17 protein-coding genes are annotated in these 17,117 nt (G+C 37.4%); 13 read left to right on the top strand and 4 right to left on the bottom strand.

Annotation, left to right across the window (positions count from 1 at the left end; all coding sequences use genetic code 11):
• The first annotated feature begins 152 nt into the window (after window positions 1-152).
• On the top strand, window positions 153-734 hold the full coding sequence (locus tag M2408_RS01860) for a Crp/Fnr family transcriptional regulator (protein WP_259178754.1): 582 nt from the start codon (window positions 153-155) through the stop codon (window positions 732-734).
• Here the strand turns inward: M2408_RS01860 and M2408_RS01855 are convergent, their stop codons facing one another.
• The gene (locus tag M2408_RS01855; RefSeq protein WP_259178752.1) at window positions 735-1,763 is read right to left on the bottom strand and encodes an LLM class flavin-dependent oxidoreductase; all 1,029 of its coding nucleotides are present in this window, start codon (window positions 1,761-1,763) and stop codon (window positions 735-737) included. It abuts the gene before it with no gap.
• Between the two features lie 374 nt (window positions 1,764-2,137).
• On the opposite strand from M2408_RS01855, the gene M2408_RS01850 reads away from it, so the two are divergent.
• On the top strand, window positions 2,138-2,713 hold the full coding sequence (locus M2408_RS01850) for a Crp/Fnr family transcriptional regulator (protein ID WP_259178750.1): 576 nt from the start codon (window positions 2,138-2,140) through the stop codon (window positions 2,711-2,713).
• 116 nt (window positions 2,714-2,829) lie between these two features.
• Entirely contained in the window at window positions 2,830-3,504 is a 675-nt protein-coding gene (locus M2408_RS01845) for an NADPH-dependent F420 reductase (RefSeq protein WP_259178748.1), read from the top strand.
• Between the two features lie 184 nt (window positions 3,505-3,688).
• On the opposite strand, the gene M2408_RS01840 is transcribed toward M2408_RS01845, so the two are convergent.
• Window positions 3,689-4,195 carry a hypothetical protein gene (locus tag M2408_RS01840; RefSeq protein ID WP_259178746.1) on the bottom strand — a complete coding sequence of 169 codons (507 nt, stop codon included), beginning with the start codon at window positions 4,193-4,195 and terminating at the stop codon, window positions 3,689-3,691.
• A gap of 489 nt (window positions 4,196-4,684) precedes the next feature.
• On the opposite strand from M2408_RS01840, the gene M2408_RS01835 reads away from it, so the two are divergent.
• The 6 genes from M2408_RS01835 (at window position 4,685) to M2408_RS01810 (ending at window position 9,600) form a co-directional block, all read left to right on the top strand.
• The gene (locus M2408_RS01835; protein ID WP_259178745.1) at window positions 4,685-5,047 is read left to right on the top strand and encodes a hypothetical protein; all 363 of its coding nucleotides are present in this window, start codon (window positions 4,685-4,687) and stop codon (window positions 5,045-5,047) included.
• A gap of 140 nt (window positions 5,048-5,187) precedes the next feature.
• Window positions 5,188-5,799, top strand: a complete 612-nt coding sequence (locus tag M2408_RS01830; protein WP_259178742.1) for a Crp/Fnr family transcriptional regulator — start codon at window positions 5,188-5,190, stop codon at window positions 5,797-5,799.
• Window positions 5,800-5,902: 103 nt separating this feature from the next.
• Window positions 5,903-6,553, top strand: coding sequence for a hypothetical protein (locus M2408_RS01825; protein WP_259178741.1), 651 nt, complete (start codon window positions 5,903-5,905; stop codon window positions 6,551-6,553).
• Window positions 6,554-6,626: 73 nt separating this feature from the next.
• Window positions 6,627-7,001: a DUF3302 domain-containing protein gene (locus tag M2408_RS01820; RefSeq protein ID WP_259178739.1), complete on the top strand. Its 375-nt coding sequence runs from the start codon at window positions 6,627-6,629 to the stop codon at window positions 6,999-7,001.
• 39 nt (window positions 7,002-7,040) lie between these two features.
• Entirely contained in the window at window positions 7,041-8,198 is a 1,158-nt protein-coding gene (locus M2408_RS01815; RefSeq protein ID WP_259178737.1) for an HlyD family secretion protein, read from the top strand.
• Between the two features lies 1 nt (window position 8,199).
• A complete protein-coding gene (locus M2408_RS01810; protein WP_259178736.1) occupies window positions 8,200-9,600 on the top strand; it encodes a TolC family protein in 1,401 nt (466 codons plus the stop codon).
• Window positions 9,601-10,001: 401 nt separating this feature from the next.
• On the opposite strand, the gene M2408_RS01805 is transcribed toward M2408_RS01810, so the two are convergent.
• Entirely contained in the window at window positions 10,002-10,973 is a 972-nt protein-coding gene (locus M2408_RS01805) for an alpha/beta hydrolase (protein WP_259178734.1), read from the bottom strand.
• A gap of 273 nt (window positions 10,974-11,246) precedes the next feature.
• Here M2408_RS01805 and M2408_RS01800 point away from each other — a divergent pair, with 273 nt between their 5' ends.
• Complete coding sequence (locus M2408_RS01800; RefSeq protein WP_259178732.1) at window positions 11,247-11,771, top strand: hypothetical protein; 525 nt, start codon at window positions 11,247-11,249, stop codon at window positions 11,769-11,771.
• Between the two features lie 71 nt (window positions 11,772-11,842).
• On the opposite strand, the gene M2408_RS01795 is transcribed toward M2408_RS01800, so the two are convergent.
• Window positions 11,843-12,283, bottom strand: coding sequence for a hypothetical protein (locus M2408_RS01795; protein WP_259178731.1), 441 nt, complete (start codon window positions 12,281-12,283; stop codon window positions 11,843-11,845).
• A gap of 447 nt (window positions 12,284-12,730) precedes the next feature.
• Here M2408_RS01795 and M2408_RS01790 point away from each other — a divergent pair, with 447 nt between their 5' ends.
• The 3 genes from M2408_RS01790 (at window position 12,731) to M2408_RS01780 (ending at window position 16,701) form a co-directional block, all read left to right on the top strand.
• On the top strand, window positions 12,731-13,855 hold the full coding sequence (locus tag M2408_RS01790; RefSeq protein ID WP_259178730.1) for an acyltransferase: 1,125 nt from the start codon (window positions 12,731-12,733) through the stop codon (window positions 13,853-13,855).
• Between the two features lie 268 nt (window positions 13,856-14,123).
• Window positions 14,124-16,076 (top strand): sensor histidine kinase, encoded by a 1,953-nt coding sequence (locus M2408_RS01785; protein ID WP_259178727.1) that lies wholly within the window; start codon window positions 14,124-14,126, stop codon window positions 16,074-16,076.
• The gene (locus M2408_RS01780) at window positions 16,069-16,701 is read left to right on the top strand and encodes a response regulator transcription factor (protein WP_259178725.1); all 633 of its coding nucleotides are present in this window, start codon (window positions 16,069-16,071) and stop codon (window positions 16,699-16,701) included. The genes M2408_RS01785 and M2408_RS01780 overlap by 8 nt, the downstream gene beginning before the upstream one ends.
• The last annotated feature ends 416 nt before the right edge of the window (window positions 16,702-17,117 follow it).

The following is a 17,117-nucleotide window of genomic DNA, read 5'->3' as shown; positions in this document are numbered from 1 at the left end:
AATTTTGCGTGGCAATTTTAGATTTCCATTGTAGCAATCACCCTACGCCTCTCCGATCAGGCTTTATCGGTATCCTTCCACATTTGATGATATCTTATAAAGGATTTATATTTTCAGTATATTTATCTTTGGGTTCGGTAAAATAATAATTCATGTATAACTCTTTAATCGAATATATCAATTCGCGGGTCTCCAGACCGTTGGCAGCAAATGAAATTAACATTCTCAAAAATAATTTTGTACCACATAAACTCAAAAAACGACAGATCTTTTTACAGGAAGGTGATGTAAGTAACCATATAGGATTTCTTGTCAAAGGCTCCATGAAAAAATACAGTACAGATACCAAAGGTACCGAACATATAATGAGCCTCTATATTGAAGGCTGGTGGGTCGTCGATCGCGAGAGTTTTGCAAAACTCACTCCTTCTTCCTTCAATATTGAGGCTTGTGAAGCTACTGATTTACTCATCTTAACAAAGAAAGCCGCAGAAGAAGTATTCTCCCTTCCTATAATGAGTGAACTCATACGCCAGTTGGATGAAAATTATTCTTTTGCCAGCCAAAAAAGAATCAATGCCGCCATAAGTATGACAGCTGAAGAACGATATAATATGCTTATTGATAACTATCCTGAATTTGTGCAGCGATTTCCACAACGCATGATTGCATCGTATTTAGGTATTACGCAAGAAACCATTAGCAGAATCCGTTCTAGAGCAGTCAAAAAATAATCAGGATTGATTTACCATAGGAATTACCTTTGTCCCGATTAATTCAATGGCTTTGAATATATCTTCTTTACTAAGTCCTGGATTGTCCATCTGAAACGTAAATCTTGATATACCACCCAATGCCTCACTATGTCGTAAAATCTTTTCGGCGACTTCTTCGGGATTACCAATAACGTACGCACCTGTGGGGTCGGCCTGGGCCTCAAACATTTCTCGTGTAGGAGTAGACCATCCTCTCTCTTTGCCGATCTTACCCATCATTTCCTGGTATCCTGGAAAGTAAATATTCTTCGCTTTCATTGTTGTATCCGCTACAAAGCCTAATGAATGTAGTCCTACGTTAAGTTTCTCCTTAGCATGTCCAGCTTTTTCTCCGGCCTCGTAATATAAGTCTATCAGCGGACGGAAACGGTGGGTTTCACCTCCAATAACGGCCACCATCAATGGAAGCCCCAATACTCCGGCGCGTATAAAAGATTGCGGAGTTCCTCCTACCCCTATCCAAACGGGCAGCTGTTCCTGCACTGGTCTTGGATAAATGGCTTGTTGCTTTAGCTCTGGGCGGAATTTCCCCTTCCAGGTTATAGTTTCATTATCACGGATTTCAAGAAGCAATTTAATCTTCTCTTCGAAAAGTGCATCATAATCTTGGGTATTGAACCCAAATAAAGGAAATGAATCAATAAATGACCCTCTTCCGGCTACAATCTCAGCCCGGCCTTTGGAAATAATATCCAATGTTGCATATTCCTGAAATACCCTAACAGGATCTGCCGCACTTAGTACGGTGACCGCACTCGTTAGGCGAATATGCTGAGTTCTAGCTGCCGCTGCCGCCAATATTACTGCTGGAGACTCATCCAAAAATTCTTTTCGATGATGCTCTCCCAGCCCAAAAACATGTAATCCGGCCTGATCCGCAAACGCTATCTTTGACAATAAAGCTTCCATAGCCATCATATTTTCCTCAGGACGCAACCCGTCATCATATGCGCCAGTGGCAATAAAACTATCTATTCCTATTTCCATGATTATTAATTTAGTCTTGTAGAATTTCCATTATTGAAAAGCTAACCAAATTTCTATTTTTTTGATGGTTCATAACGATGATCTATGTCAAAAAGAATGCCGACAAATCTTAAAAAAATCTTCTATCGCAGTAAAAGAGACATAGACTCATAATCCACATCCTATTCCTAGTTTAGCATTCAACTAAAACAATGACCTCAGGCGGCTTCGATTCCTATTGGATTAACCCGTAAAGTGTTTTTATAGTCTTGCTGCCTCCGTGTACACGAAGGGTCGTCAATTTGGGTAGTAGGGCGCAAAAGAAGATTTGACGGAACTCGATCCAATTATTTCATTTTTGTATATTTAGAAGTAATTTAAAAAGCAATCATCATTTGGAAAATATAATAAACCATTTTGAAAAGTATCTTCCTCTTAATGATGAGGAGCAGCAGGCTTTGATGAGTCGTGTTACGGAAAGGAAAATAAAACGCAGACAGTTCCTGTTGCAAGAAGGAGACGTATGTAAGTACTTTACTTATGTGCAAAGTGGCTGTTTTAAAATGTATGGTGTGGATGATAAGGGTGTGGAACACAATCTTGTTTTTGCAGCAGAAGATGACTGGATTTCAGATATTGGTAGCCTTCACAAGGAACTTCCTTCTAAATTGTTCATAGAAGCAATCGAACCGTCTATCGTATTACAAATATCTAAAGGAGATCTGTGGTACTTATACAGTAACCATCCAAAGTTTGACCGCAACTTCCGTGTCATCATGGAAGATAAATATATCGAACTTCAAAATCGATTATTGCAGGCATTTAGCTCCACCGCACTCGATAGGTATGATCGTTTCATTACCCAATATCCACATTTAGCCAATAGGTTACCTAATACCCAAATTGCCTCTTATCTAGGCGTAACCCCTGAATTTCTGAGTAAAATAAAGAATGACAGATTTAAAAAATAGCTTTACCCTTAAACTATATTAAGGGTATTTCTTAACTTATCTTATAAGCTTAGCTGAAATGTTTACCACAACTTTGTATTGTCAATAAAGGCAAATAACATTTAGAACATACAGCAATGAACACAACAAGTCAAAAAACAAAAGTCGCCATTATCGGTTTGGGAAACATTGGTAGAGCAATTGCCTATAATCTTGTAAAAGGCAACCATCCCGTTATTATTTCATCCCGCGAAATCAGTAAAGCGCAAAGTTTTGCTTCTGAGTTAGGCATTCTAGCAACAGCCGAAGAAACAGCTAAAGCAATAGAAGATGCCGATGTAATCATTCCTGCCATCTACTTTGACAAAATCAAGGATTTTTTAAGTCAATACGCATCAAAATTAAGAGGAAAAATAATTATTGATGTTTCCAATCCCATTGCTCCTGACGGTAATGGAGGTTTCAAAAAAATTATTGACAAAGACATCTCTGCCGGCCAAGTCTTGTTGGATCTGACCCCAAAAGAAGCACATTTTGTAAAAGCATTTGGTACATTGGGAGCTAGTTCTTTGTCAGAATCAGCGTTTACGGAGCCTAATAGAAAGGTCCTTTTCTATGCATCAGACAGCACAAACAGCAATCAACAAATAGAGGAACTTATTACCGATAGTGGTTTTGAACCATTACACATTGGTGGTATCAATCAGTCTATCCGTATCGAAGTATTCGGCGATCTACATGAATTTGGTGCATTGGGTAAAACCGTAACACTTGAAGAAGCCAAGAAGGCCCTCAACACACAAAATAGCTAAAACAGCTCCTTTATCCGCCTAAAAACGTTTCGTCACCGGTATCAATAACCGCTACATGAGAAAAGCTAATCTTACGATTAGCTTTTCTTTACGGGTAATTCACCCGCTTTCTTTTGCACGTTATAGTCAATGGGTGGTTCGCTGTGTAGAGCGATACTGCAACAGATCTATATACAGGATTATTTTAAACTACATTCCAATTTTTATTTACAGTTATCTGGGGATTGCTTTGCAGGGCTTCGTCTACTAAATTTAGTACTTTAAGAACATTTCCGCTCAAACGAAAATGATATGTTTCTTGTGCTGTTTGAATTTTCACTGTAGCATTATACCCTTTGTAATGTGTTTGTGATACATGAATGCTTATTATACTCTTGAAAGCAATGGTCGTTTGCTGCAGGTTTGTAAAAAAACGAACCGCATCTTCTTTTACAATATAAGGTGGCATAAATTTCTCATAAAAAGGAGCTTTGTCGTTGTTTTTTACTAGCTTTTCCATGTCTTTTTCAGAAAGTGTAATGATAAACTGCCGATAATTATCAGTATATCTTCTAATGAAAAGAATAGCTGGAATTACCAGTAAGAGCAAACAGACAAAAAATCCCAGGGCGTAAAGATAACTGTCGATTACCCTTGCATTATAACGATCTTCACCCAAAACTGCTCTGCCGTAAGATTCCGTTTCCATCATAGTTATACTAAAAAAAATAATAGGAAGTAGTATACCTACCGACAACATAATGCCGATAATTATCCAACTTCGCCGTTGTAGCTCGTTTATGAAAAAATTATTCATTGCCTTTTTTTATATTTCAACGTTTCATTATCCCCCAAGAGTAGTCTCTATTTGAATATTTACTATTTTTTTAACTAAGTGTCCAACCCAAAAATATCCATACGGGCTTCCTCCCGGCCTATCGACAATCAAATTCAGCTTAAATGTATGCTATTTATTATTACATATAATTAAAATTTAATATTCGAATGCCTCAGTTTACGATTCGCTTTAATGGAATATTTATTTGCACTGTTTACATCTATTTGAAGCCAACAATAAGAGTACCACAGAAATAGTTGAGAAAAAACGAGAAAACTGGTGATCATATTTTATAAAATCCATTTTATTTTATAAATTAAAAACCACCAAATAGCTAATTTGTAACAGAATAAATATTTTCATATGGATTTTTTATCACTTGAACCCTTTATCCCTTCTGGCAAGGATTTTCAAAAATCAAAGCTATTGTTCCAAGAGCTTGGTTTTTCAATAGTATGGGAAGATGACAATCTTATCGGTTTTCAAAATGGAAATTGCAAATTCATATTACAACAATATGATAATGAAACATTCGCTCAAAATTTAATGCTAGTGGTTAAGATTGAAAATATGAATAACTTTTGGAGCGATATAACCCAAAAAAAACTTTCAGAAAAGTTTGGCATCCCAGAGATTGGACAACCAAAAAAACAACCATATGGCATAGAGGTTAACATTATTGACATTGCTGGAGTTTGTTGGCATTTTATTGAAGAGCAAATTTAAAATAAAGAAGAAAGATCGACTCGAAAAGTAAAAAAGATCGGGCATAAGACAGATACGAGTTAAAGTTTCATTGAATTGCATAAGCCATTTTTTAGTAAAATGAAAGCGATTTTTATTAAATTTGAACTTATACGTTAACGATGATGTTGAGCCAGTCGGAAATATTAAAACATTTGGAATCCCTTCAGCAGCTGAATGATGAAGAACGCCTCGAATTGTCCAAAATATGCAAACCGTTATTTTTATCCAAGAAGACCAAACTTGTGGAAACGGATGATCGATTTGATTCCGTCTTTGTGCTGACAACGGGCTTGTTACGTTGGTATTTCTATTCGGATGACGGCACCGAAAATAATGTTTTTTTTTCCTCGGAAGCAGATCATGCCTTTATCGCCAGTATCCCTGAGTATTATGCTGACCAACGGGAAACAAAATATACCATCGAAGCGGTGGTGGATACCCAGTTATTACTATTTCCGAAAGAGCTATTTGAAGATTTGGCCTTTCAACATAAAGGGATTTTCCAGTTCTATGTCAAATCCTTAAAAATTATTATTGATACCTTACGCATCCGTACAGAGCAGCTATGCAGTGATTCTCCAAGTGCCCGCTATGAGGTTTTCCTAGAAAATCGATCGTACATCAGCAGAAACACAAATCGTAAGCATATCGCTAATTTCTTGGGCATTACACCAAATTCTTTATCCAGATTAACAGCCCGCATACAAAAAAAACGGCCACCAAAAAACTAACTTAAGAATACTTTTTTAGCCTGTATTCGTTCTAATTTTGCTTCGTCAAAAAAGCTGTAAAACAGCTATTTGTACAAATAGTATGATTTAAAACGAAAACAAAATGAACAAATTTATTGTAAGAATAGGTGTCTTAAGCTTATTCGCACTTTTAGAAATTAATGCGGCACATGCCCAATCTCAGGAAGCAGAAAAGGTTGGCCTGTACATCACCCAAGAAATGTCATTTTTAAATATGACAACAACGCAAGCCGAACAGGTTTATCAAATAAACCTTCAGGCAGCCAATGCTGTAGAAGACTTACGCCAAAATAGCAATGCTCAACAAATAGGCGCTGCGGAGAACATCGAAGGTTTTACAGGTATCCTAAAACAAAGAAACCTAGCTGTACAGGAAATTCTATCACCGGTACAATTTCAACTCTTTAAGGAAAACAAAATAATAAGAGCTGCTACTTTTAGAACTATTGTCATGGCTAAAATGTTGGATTTAACCCAAGATCAACTTGATCCGATTTTTGACATCAATCAAACAGTAGTAAAAAATGTAAGAGAAGACCTAGACACATACTTTTCTGCGGATAATAATAGCGGTAAAAAAAATGCACAACGTAGACTGCATAAAGCATTAAAGAAAACGGACAAAGCATTTGACAAAGCCCTAAGCCCGCAGCAAACTACGATTTACAATGAAAATGTTGATCTTTTGCGAAATGTACTTCGCGAAGAATATGGAACTAAAGACTCGTTTTAAATCATGTTTTCATGATGCTCGGCTTTATCTTAATTGATATTGCCGAGATTTTTATCACCAAATTTATTTTATCATGCAAAAATTATTCGCAACAATTTGCTTATTGCTGTTGTGCCACGTTTCGCATGCCGCTACTGGCGGTGCCGAAGACACGATCGCAGATATCGCATCATGGCTTATCATATTTATCTTACCTATCGCTGGAATTTTTCTGTTTTGGAAAGTACACATTTATCCCGAAAAAATAGCGGAGAAGAAAAATCATCCACAGCTAAGTGCCATAAAAAGTATGTGTTTACTTTCATTAATATTTGGCGGTCTTCTTTGGCCAGTTGCTTTGATATGGGCAAACTACGACTATAAAAAAGATAAAGTGCCGGCTCCGGATTTAGGCGAATCGGACTCCTCTTCAGGTGAAGAAAGCTTACCTATTGAAGAAAAGAAATAAATTCTATAAGAAATACAGAATCATCTAGAACAAAAAATTATGTTAGAATTACTAATAGGAATATATGCTGGTATTTGCTGGCTGCTCATCAAAAAACTAAAACTAATCCCTTGGAATTTCAATACACAAGTTGTTGTATACTCATTACCCATTTTTGAGTCTATTGCCCTGATATTGAGTCTCAACTATTTTTGCCCCATTACATCAGATGTAAAAGTAGGTAACCGCAGTGTCGATATTACAACTCAAACCTTAGGAAAGGTCAAAAAAGTATATGTAAAAACAAATCAGGAGGTAAAAAAAGGAGATACACTATTTACGATAGATCCGGTACCATACGAGCAAGAGATAAAATCGTTGGAGGCCCAGCTTAGCAATATGAAATCTACCGTTTCGTCCTATACTTCTGATATCGATGCTTCCCGCAAAAATATACTGAGTTTACAATCTCAGCTTGATTTGAGCAATAAAAGAATAAAGCAGTATCAGGAACTCGTAGCTGCTGGTGCTGCCAACAGATTCGACCTAGAACAAGCTGTCGCTACATCGCAGGATCTGCAATCGCGGATTAGTGCAGCTCAGGCACAAAAATCGTCGTTGGAAGCCAAATATCATTCAACTCATAATGGCGAAAATGCGTCTATTGCGGAACTAAGAGCTAAATTGGATCAGGCAAAATGGAATCTTTCCCAAACAGTAGTTTTAGCGCCTACCGATGGTCTGATTCCGAATGTACAGCTGAATGAAGGAGCCATGATGGCGCCTTTTAAATCTGCTTTTGTACTGATTCAAAAACAACAATCTATTATCGCCTTCTTCTCTCAAAATGAGTTGGAAACGGTAAAAAATGGTAATGAAGTAGAGCTTGCTTTAAAAACAGCTCCAGGGAAAGTGGTCAAAGCCAAATTGGAATACGTGGTTGATGCAACCAGTCAAGGTATTATGAACAATGCCGGTGGGATGCTTGGTGGTAATGCCACAACTTCAGGAATTCCTGAAACAGCGCGACAAGCGCCCGAAACGGACGGAAAGCTCATTGCAAAATTTGTATTGGACGAAAACGAGCAACCTTTAACGGTCGGTGCAAGAGGAACGGCTGTCATTTATTCCGACCATATCAAACCTTTGCATCTTATCCGGAAAGTAATGGTGCGTGTGAGCAGCAAAATCAATTACTTAATCCCAAAACTACATTAACATGATAAAGAAAATAAGTATGGGGGCTCTCCTCCTATTCAACTTGACTTCTTGTATCGGTTATAAAAATGCAACACCTGAGAAGATTGAAGAATTAAAAAACACAAGCGCGATAAAAGCGAATGTTGAAATATCTGATAAATGGATGCAGGAAAGAAGTGAAAATCAACCTGATTTTTCCTATGCGTGGATGAACGAACTACTCACTCCGGAACTGGAAGCATTAATCAAAGAAGGGCTTGCCCATAATGCGGATATCATCATCTCCAAAGAAAAACTGAATCAAGTTGAGTTAGCGATGGATATTGCCGGAAGTAGCCTTTATCCAAGTGTTAATGCATTAGCAAATACAGGTAACAATCTTGTCAGTGGAAGCCACATCGGAAAGTTGCAATTAAAAGCCAACTGGGAACTTGATCTCTGGGGAAAAAACAAATCTGCGGAAATGGCGAGTGTAAGCCAATACTTTTCGGCGACGTTTCAGCAAAAAATGTTGGAACAGTCTGTTGCGGGGATGATTGCTAAGGCATATTACCTGAATATTGCAGGCCAGTACCAAGAACAAAAAATCAGTGAGTATATTACGAAAACCGAAGACTTAAAAAGGATTTTAACTGTTCAGAATAAAGTTGGAACGGCAAACGTGCTCGATTTGTCCAATATAGAAAGCGAGTCTATTCTCCTAAGCTCTTACCTTGAGAAAATCAAAAATGCGAATTCGCAATCAAGAAGAAGTTTAGAAACGCTGTGTGGAAAGTACCCGGAGGGTTTGATAAAAGTCAGTGCGAAATTTTCGGCCTTACAACAGCATATCCCGACAAATTTTCCCCTAAATGTTTTGGAAAAGAGAGCCGATATTATGGCCCAGCAATTTCAAATAGAATCCAGTTTCTATGAAATTCGGGAAGCAAAAGCCGCACGACTACCTGCTATTAACATCAGTGCTGCTTTTGGCGCTGCGGAAACAAATGTTGAGGGGATCAGCAATCTGTTTTCCAATCCATTGATAAAAGTCGGTGGTGGCTTAACAACCCCTATTTTCAACGGTGGGAAACTAAAAAAGAACGTGGAAGTAAAAACCTCACAACAAAAACAAGCTGTTGAGCAGTATGCAAAATCAGTGCTATTAGCTTTCAACGAGGTGGAATCTGCCTTAGCAAATTTAGGTTCAATCGAGAAACAAGAGGTTTTCCAGCAACAGGCAATTTCTTCGTTGGAGAAAAATATAGATTTAACAAGAAAACAGATTAAAATCGGCAGCAGCAACAGTTTCACGCTACTCCAAAAACAAAGAGATCTGGTAAAAAGGGAAATGAACAATATCGATCTCCATCTCCAACAGCGCATTGAAAGGATCAACCTTTACATGGCACTGGGAGCAAATGGACTTGCTAATTTTTAGATACAACAGCGCATAAACAAAAAAAGCTAATCTTTTGATTGGCTTTTTTTGTTTAAATCATTGATTTAATAATTTTAATAACTTTTTTAATGATCTGCATCATTTAAGTCTGTTATCTCATGTTATCTTCGAGCTATTACTCCTCATTTGGCCGCTCACGTTTCAACGCTTTATGCTAAAAGATTAGTCACGTAAAAAATTTACTGTTTTGGGGTCTGTCCCTATTCGAGATTCCGGTATGTACCGTTGTTATAGTCATCATTTATCTGTTGTTTTTGACATTCTTCAGAAAGAAACCAGAATAGTTCTTTATTGAAGTTCATTTTAAGACAGCATATTTTTTAAAAAGGATATAGATGAATAGGAAAATAACGAAAGATCATTATTCTTATCTAATATTATTAATGAATCGTATGTGTAGTCATTTTTATTGTCTGTAACCATCGTTCCACTAATTTTTCCCAATCGGCAATAGGCAATTTTTCCCAATCAGGAATTTTTTGTGCCGATTCACGCAATCCAAATGCATGTCCACCCTCGGCATAAATATGATATTCTGTAGGAACCCCAGCCTTTTTTAAGGCTATATAATAGACTAATGAGTGTTGTATTGAATCTATGTTATCATTCCCGGCTTGTAATAAAAACATTGGCGGCGTATGACTATCAACAGGAAGCGTCCGGTTAAGTTCGTAAAGCCTACTCGTGTGAAAAGTCATGTGCCCAGGATACATGACAATTCCGAAATTTGGTTTACAACTTACCCGATCAATTTCATCCATTATGGCATAAGCACGTTCTCGATAATTCGTACTAACTTCGGCAACTAAATGTCCTCCAGCAGAGAATCCCATGACGCCAATTTTATTTGGGTCTATATGCCATTCTTTTGCTCGGGACCGTACCAATCCCACTGTCCGTTGCGCGTCTTGTAGCGCAAGAGGTTTGACCGGATCTTTTTCACAATCGCAATCTTTATCATAATGAGGACCCGAGGCAGGAACCCGATATTTCAAAAGTATGCCTGTTACACCTATTGACGCTAACCATTCACAGATCTCTGAACCTTCAAGGTTAATAGCGAGCTTATTATATCCCCCACCTGGAAATACAATCGCTGCCGCCCCTGTATTTTTCACTTTAGGTGGATAAATCGTTATCGTCGGGTTGGAAACATTTTTTACCATTCCATCATTGTAGGTTTCTGTCCCGGTTACAAGTCCAGCATCAGGAATATTATTCGACCAAATAGGTATCTGTGAAGGTGTAGATGAGAATTTGGAAGTATTTTCCTTCGGTCTTTGCTCCAATTGACCCTGATTTTGTTGTTTGTTATCACGACAAGAAATTAGGCAAATCCCCAATAATGACATGACAACTATTTGTCTACTTGATATTATGCCTTTCAATATTTTCATTTGCCACTTATCAGTATATTAAACTAATCATCAACCAGTTCGTATGGGATTGATCCAATTATTCACCTATTAAATTTAACAAAAAAAGATTAAAGCGGCGGTAGCAATAGTGTATTGAAAGAACCATTATTTTACAAGACCAAAACAATTATGGATGTCACAAAAACCGATAATTTTATACCTAAGCATATATTTTTTATATAATTTAGGGGCTTAACCCATTCGTACATGAAGAAAAATGAAATAACGTTATCTACCTTCCATAGTAAATATACTTTTGGAGCATCGCTAATTACCATATTCATTTTATTTCCGATTTCAATCATATTCATTAAAGCTATAGATATTAAATATACAGTAAATCAAACCCAGCTAATTATCGCAATACTGAGTTTAGTTTTTGGTTTTTTAATCGTTGTAATGAAAAGTACCATGCAAAAAATTTTATTCGTAAAATCTGAAGATCAATTTTATTTGAAAGATGAAAAAGGAAATGAAGTTCATTTGCCTGATAACACAACCTATAATATTTACAACTATAATTCGAGAAAAGCGTTTATGTTAAGAATCACAACACAAGCTGGCACAAAATATTTTTTGTCTCCTGATATGAACATGAAATCCGATATTGAAGATTTTTTTGCCAAGTTCCCGCAAAAACCGAACAGAAAGGACTTTTATATTAAGGCTTATCCTTACCTGATTTGTTGCGCTTATGTTATAATAAGTATTGTGCTCGTATTATTTATTTAATGATTGAACATTAGCATCATCTCGCAATCCAGGTTCAAAATAGACGCGAATACCGCTTGAGTACGTTACCCCTATTTCTTGTCGTGATATACATATTCAACAATGCTCTTCCATATCTTATTATTATAAGCATTCATCTTTGAGATGGTATCGGCATCGCTTACGAGAATAATTTGGGTATCAATACCATCCACGGGCTGAACACTTTTACCTTCCTCCGAAGACCGAAATTCTGCTAAATTGATTTTAGCTGTCAGGTCTTCCCAATCCTGAGAAACTGTTTTCTTATGATATTCTGAATTATTAGCCCGATTAGCCGCAACTGTTTGATGATAGTGCGTGGAGTCTTTATCGATAAACATACTGGAGTGAAATCCTAGCTGCCCTCCTGTATTGATGACTTCAATAGATTTTATTACAACATCTTTCATAACTCCAGGCGAATTTGAGGTCTTGTTCTTTGTTTCAGTGCAGCCGATCAAAAACAAGGATAAAATAACTAATTTATACATTCTTCAAAATTTAAACTTTTATACAAGGTCAAATTGTTTATGAATAAAGATAGGACATTTTATTTCCTGTCTAATTACAAACTTATATCTGCCAGCGATCAGTTACAATTCGTTGCATAAGGATCATTATTGTCTATTACGGTAAATACACATAATTAGAACCATAAATCATAATCAGATAATAAAGTCTTCTTATCAACTTTTTTACTGAGCTAACAATACTTATAAGAGATAAGATCTTTATCTGAACTGATGAGTATTCTTACTGTTAAAAGGGTTTCTGAAATAACGAAATCTGGTACTTGTCAAACAAGAAAATGAGACTAATCAGTGGGAATTTGATATGATTTAGCGGGATTCTGATCGGTTATTTTTCTAATTTCATCAACTTCATGAAATAGCAAGTTACTGACGATAATCGAACTTAAATCCTATATCCAACAAGCAATGAACCAAAGTCGTCTTTCTACAAAATCCCATTACCCTATCCTGGATGGATTGCGTGGTGTCGCGGCCATCATCGTTGTCACTTTCCACCTTACTGAACCTTTAGGAACCGGACATCTGGACATCCTAGTCAACCATGGTTATCTCGCCGTTGACTTTTTCTTTCTCTTGTCCGGATTTGTCATTGGCTATGCCTATGATGACCGTTGGCAGAAGATGAGTCTCGGTACCTTTTTTAAACGCCGAATCGAGCGGCTTCAGCCGATGGTCATATTAGGGATGACCCTTGGCGCTATTGGGTTCTACTTTACGGACTCGACTATCTGGCCACTTATTCATACGGTTCCCTTATGGAAAATGTTGCTGGTGATGCTTATTGGTTATACCATATTACCCATTCCGCTCTCTTTAGATATTCGTGGCTGGCAAGAAATGCATCCTCTTAATAGTGTGGGCTGGTCGCTATTCTTTGAATATATTGCCAATATCCTTTATGCGATCGGCATTCGAAAGCTGTCAAAAACCGCCCTCGCTATTTTGGTGCTGATCTCGGCCGTCGCTCTCGCCCATCTGGCCATTACAAGCCCCAATGGTGATGTCAGTGGTGGTTGGACACTCAATATGGAACAACTACGTATCGGCCTTACCCGGACCATGTATCCATTCTTTGCCGGTTTATTACTTTCTAGGGTAAGCAAACCTTCTCAAATAAAGTATGCCTTTTTGTACTGTAGCCTCTTGCTCGCCATTACCCTGTATATGCCTCGCATCGGTGGTGCCGAACATCTTTGGATGAATGGAGTTTACGAATCAATCTGTATAATCATTATTTTCCCACTTATTGTTTACCTGGGAACCAGTGGAACAATACAGACACAAAGAGAGTACAGTGTTTGTAAATTCCTTGGCGATATCTCCTATCCACTCTACCTCGTCCACTACCCAATTGTTTATTTTTACGTCGCCTGGATCAGTAATCATCAAGGGATGACCTTCGCTCAGGCCTGGCCGTATGCACTGATCATCTTAATTTCCAGTATATTATTAGCCTATATAAGTTTAAAATGGTATGATGAACCCATTCGCACATGGTTAAAAAATCGTAGATCTTCGAGGGCTCAGTAATCAAGATTCCAAACATAACTTCTAGTATAAAACGGAGGATATTTTTTAGAAAGATTTTAGTTGAAATTTTAATATTAAATTTAATAAACAATACAATATCAAAACTGGGAATACGTTTATGGCCTGTTTACTTTACCCTCCTATAAATAGGAGGATAAATTTCACGATTTATCTGTATTGTAATAATTGAAAATACTTAATACGTTTGTTAACGTGTTAAAATCAGTCTTTTTAAATCACTGAAAAGCATACAATTAAAACACCTCAGATGAAGAAACTGCTTTTCCAATTTATCTTAACAATACTACTGCTATCCCCAGTGTATGGCCAGGATACCAATGCTATAGATAGTTTAAGAAATGAATTTACGGCCGCAAAATCCGATACTGCCAAGCTATCGCTCTCCAATAAGCTTGCTCGGGAATATTTTATCCGGGGGGACAGCATTACAGCATTCAAATATGGATACACATCGCTCGCTCTTGCCCGAAAAACTAAGGTTCGACTTCATCAAGCAAAGGGCAACCAGATCATGGGTTATCTGCATACCATATTGATCCATATGGATAGCGCAAAATATTACAATAATCAGGTTATCCAAATCCTAAAAGATGCAAAATCCACGGAAGAAATACGGGTTGTTGCTTATGCCAAAAATAACCTGGCTGCTAACTACCAAGTCACTGGACAGCTCAAAAAAACGGCAGAACTTCTCATCGAAAATTTGCCAAGATTCGAAAAGATCAAAGACAATAAACTCTACCATGTCACTTTGGAAAATATCGCTGTCACATTTAACGAATTGGAGGATTTTGAGAAGGCTACATTTTATCTTAAAAAAACAATCGCGTTTCTAAAGAAAAATAATTTTGATGCCGAGCATAAAATTGGTACTTACCTTATAGGCGCGTTAATTACGTACGGACAAAATGATCTTGTGCTGATGAAAACCTACCTCGACCAAGTAAAGTATTACCTCGATGAGGTGGGCGTTACCTCATTATACTCAGGTCGATATTATGCCTATTTGACCTGGTACTACGTCAAAAAAAAGGATTTAAAAAAATCAAGGGAAGCACTCGCACAAGCAGAAAAGTCACTCAAGCATCTGGAGAGCCGCACCAATTATTATGATTTTTACAATTCACAATATGAGGTTGCCAAATTGGCCGGGAACCATCAGGCAGCTTTGAAAGCTTCGCATATTTTATATGAGATGGCAAGCGAAGATAACCGAGCTTCGATTGCGGCAAGACACGCAAAGGACATTGCCCTTCTGGCCAGCAAACTCGGTGATTATAAGACGGCGTATGCCTTTCAGCAACGATACTCCACTATTTCGGATAGCACGAAATTTGAAAATATGGAGGTGGAAATCCATGATCTAGAAATCAATTATCAAACTGCAGACAAAGAGAAACGTATTGCGCTATTGGAAAATGAACAACGGGAAGCTGCATTAAAAAGCAAAAATCAAGTGCTAATGAATCTGGTTTTGGGTATTGGCGCCCTTACCTTCTTATTGGTGATGTTATTTCTTTTTTATGTATTAAAGACAAATAAAAAGAATAATAAAAAACGTTTGGAGGAAATCGGTCGGGATCAAGAGCTTAAGATATCCCAGGCGTTACTAGAGGGTGAAGATCGTGAACGTATACGGATCGCGCGTGATTTACATGATGGTATCGGTGGAACATTGAGTGGAATAAAACTAAAACTTTCGGATCCAACCGCAGATAAAGAATTGATGGTCCAAAGGGCAAATGAGCAACTTGGCACCGCCATTGGGGAGCTCAGAAGAACCGCACGGGGAATGATGCCCGAAAGTCTACTGAAAAATGGGCTAGAAACAGCAGTACATAACCTATGTACAGATCTGATAAGCTCCGAGGTACAGATTGAATTTCAATCCAGTAGTTTGCCAGCTGATCTTTCCAGGAATAATACTGTTCATATCTACCGTATTGTGCAGGAATTATTGACCAATGCGATCAAGCACGGTAAGGCAAAAAATATTCTCGTGCAACTTATCCAGGAACAAGATACTATCTTGCTCACCGTTGATGACAATGGCAAGGGATTTGACACAGGAAAAATGTCAAACCTAACTGGTATAGGTCTTAAAAATATCCAAAATCGCGTTGACTTTCTCAAAGGGAACTTGTCAATTGATAGTACCCCAGGAAATGGTACCTCTGTAAATATTGAGATTTATGTATGATAGAGAATTGGTTATAGCTATACTGGATGATCACCCAATGGTATTGGATGGCATTCAAGAAATTATCAGGAGGAATATCACCAATGCAACAGTCATCGGTTTTCCGAGTATTATGCTATTTAACAACTTTATCAGAGTTAAGCCTGTGGATCTGCTTTTGGTAGACATGTTTCTTAGTGATGGACGTGGAATTGATGTCTGTAAGGAGGTTAAAGAAAAGTTCCCTGCTGTTCGTGTATTGGGAATGAGCAGTGCACTTGAGCGTAGTACGATCGTTGAACTTTTGCAACAAGGAGGATCGGGTTTTATTATTAAAAACACCGAAGCTACCGAGATCTTGGAGGCTATTGAAAAAGTGATGCGCGGAGAGATTGTCTTGAGTCCCGAAGCAGACAACTTGTTAAATAGATCTGTAGACAATCCAAGTCCATTACCTACCCTAACCAGACGTGAACGAGAGCTATTGCGCTACCTAGTTCAAGGAAAAACAATAGCCGAAATTGCTGCCATCTTACTTTTAAGCAACTCAACGATAGACACATATTGTAAATACCTGCTGCAGAAATTTAATGTGAGCAATACGCCGGAGTTGTTAACCCTCGTTTCCAGAGAAAACATATTGTAAAAAGTCTTAGAGATTATTATTACTATACTTTCCTATCTATTCGTTGTCGTATAATTTAAATCAAAAATTATAGTAATCTTTTTAACTCAATCTAGATTGACAAAGCTTATTGGATATTAAATCTAGCCTAACCATTATCCAGCCAATAGAAATTGAATCAATCATAAAATACCAAAAGGCTGACAAAGAACTTCCTGCAAGCAACCCAATAATTTTATAAAAAATTGAATGTAAATTAACAAATAACGGTTATCTTCATATAGCATACCTTGCTTTCCTTAATCCATTTCAGAAGTCATGGCATTAACGAGAGGAATTGGACTGTATTTGTTTGAAAGACATTACACTACATTACTAGGAGCTATCTTTTAGATGTTAACATATATTCGGCATAGGAAAATCCTAAGTTTAATGAA

Origin of the sequence: Sphingobacterium sp. BIGb0165, from assembly GCF_024810095.1 — a bacterium.
In the GTDB taxonomy this organism is placed as follows: domain Bacteria; phylum Bacteroidota; class Bacteroidia; order Sphingobacteriales; family Sphingobacteriaceae; genus Sphingobacterium; species Sphingobacterium detergens.
The sequence above is the reverse complement of the archived record's forward strand: the minus strand, read 5'-3'. Positions and strand labels throughout refer to the sequence as shown.

Excerpts from the sequence above, each read along its gene's own strand:
- M2408_RS01840 (WP_259178746.1), bottom strand. The coding sequence starts at position 4,195 with ATGATGGAAACGGAATCTTACGGCAGAGCAGTTTTGGGTGAAGATCGT.
- M2408_RS01795 (WP_259178731.1), bottom strand. The coding sequence starts at position 12,283 with ATGTATAAATTAGTTATTTTATCCTTGTTTTTGATCGGCTGCACTGAA.
- M2408_RS01845 (WP_259178748.1), top strand. The coding sequence starts at position 2,830 with ATGAACACAACAAGTCAAAAAACAAAAGTCGCCATTATCGGTTTGGGA.
- M2408_RS01810 (WP_259178736.1), top strand. The coding sequence starts at position 8,200 with ATGATAAAGAAAATAAGTATGGGGGCTCTCCTCCTATTCAACTTGACT.
- M2408_RS01790 (WP_259178730.1), top strand. The coding sequence starts at position 12,731 with ATGAACCAAAGTCGTCTTTCTACAAAATCCCATTACCCTATCCTGGAT.
- M2408_RS01835 (WP_259178745.1), top strand. The coding sequence starts at position 4,685 with ATGGATTTTTTATCACTTGAACCCTTTATCCCTTCTGGCAAGGATTTT.
- M2408_RS01805 (WP_259178734.1), bottom strand. The coding sequence starts at position 10,973 with ATGTCATTATTGGGGATTTGCCTAATTTCTTGTCGTGATAACAAACAA.
- M2408_RS01860 (WP_259178754.1), top strand. The coding sequence starts at position 153 with ATGTATAACTCTTTAATCGAATATATCAATTCGCGGGTCTCCAGACCG.
- M2408_RS01855 (WP_259178752.1), bottom strand. The coding sequence starts at position 1,763 with ATGGAAATAGGAATAGATAGTTTTATTGCCACTGGCGCATATGATGAC.
- M2408_RS01820 (WP_259178739.1), top strand. The coding sequence starts at position 6,627 with ATGCAAAAATTATTCGCAACAATTTGCTTATTGCTGTTGTGCCACGTT.
- M2408_RS01825 (WP_259178741.1), top strand. The coding sequence starts at position 5,903 with ATGAACAAATTTATTGTAAGAATAGGTGTCTTAAGCTTATTCGCACTT.
- M2408_RS01780 (WP_259178725.1), top strand. The coding sequence starts at position 16,069 with ATGTATGATAGAGAATTGGTTATAGCTATACTGGATGATCACCCAATG.
- M2408_RS01830 (WP_259178742.1), top strand. The coding sequence starts at position 5,188 with ATGATGTTGAGCCAGTCGGAAATATTAAAACATTTGGAATCCCTTCAG.
- M2408_RS01785 (WP_259178727.1), top strand. The coding sequence starts at position 14,124 with ATGAAGAAACTGCTTTTCCAATTTATCTTAACAATACTACTGCTATCC.
- M2408_RS01815 (WP_259178737.1), top strand. The coding sequence starts at position 7,041 with ATGTTAGAATTACTAATAGGAATATATGCTGGTATTTGCTGGCTGCTC.
- M2408_RS01800 (WP_259178732.1), top strand. The coding sequence starts at position 11,247 with ATGAAGAAAAATGAAATAACGTTATCTACCTTCCATAGTAAATATACT.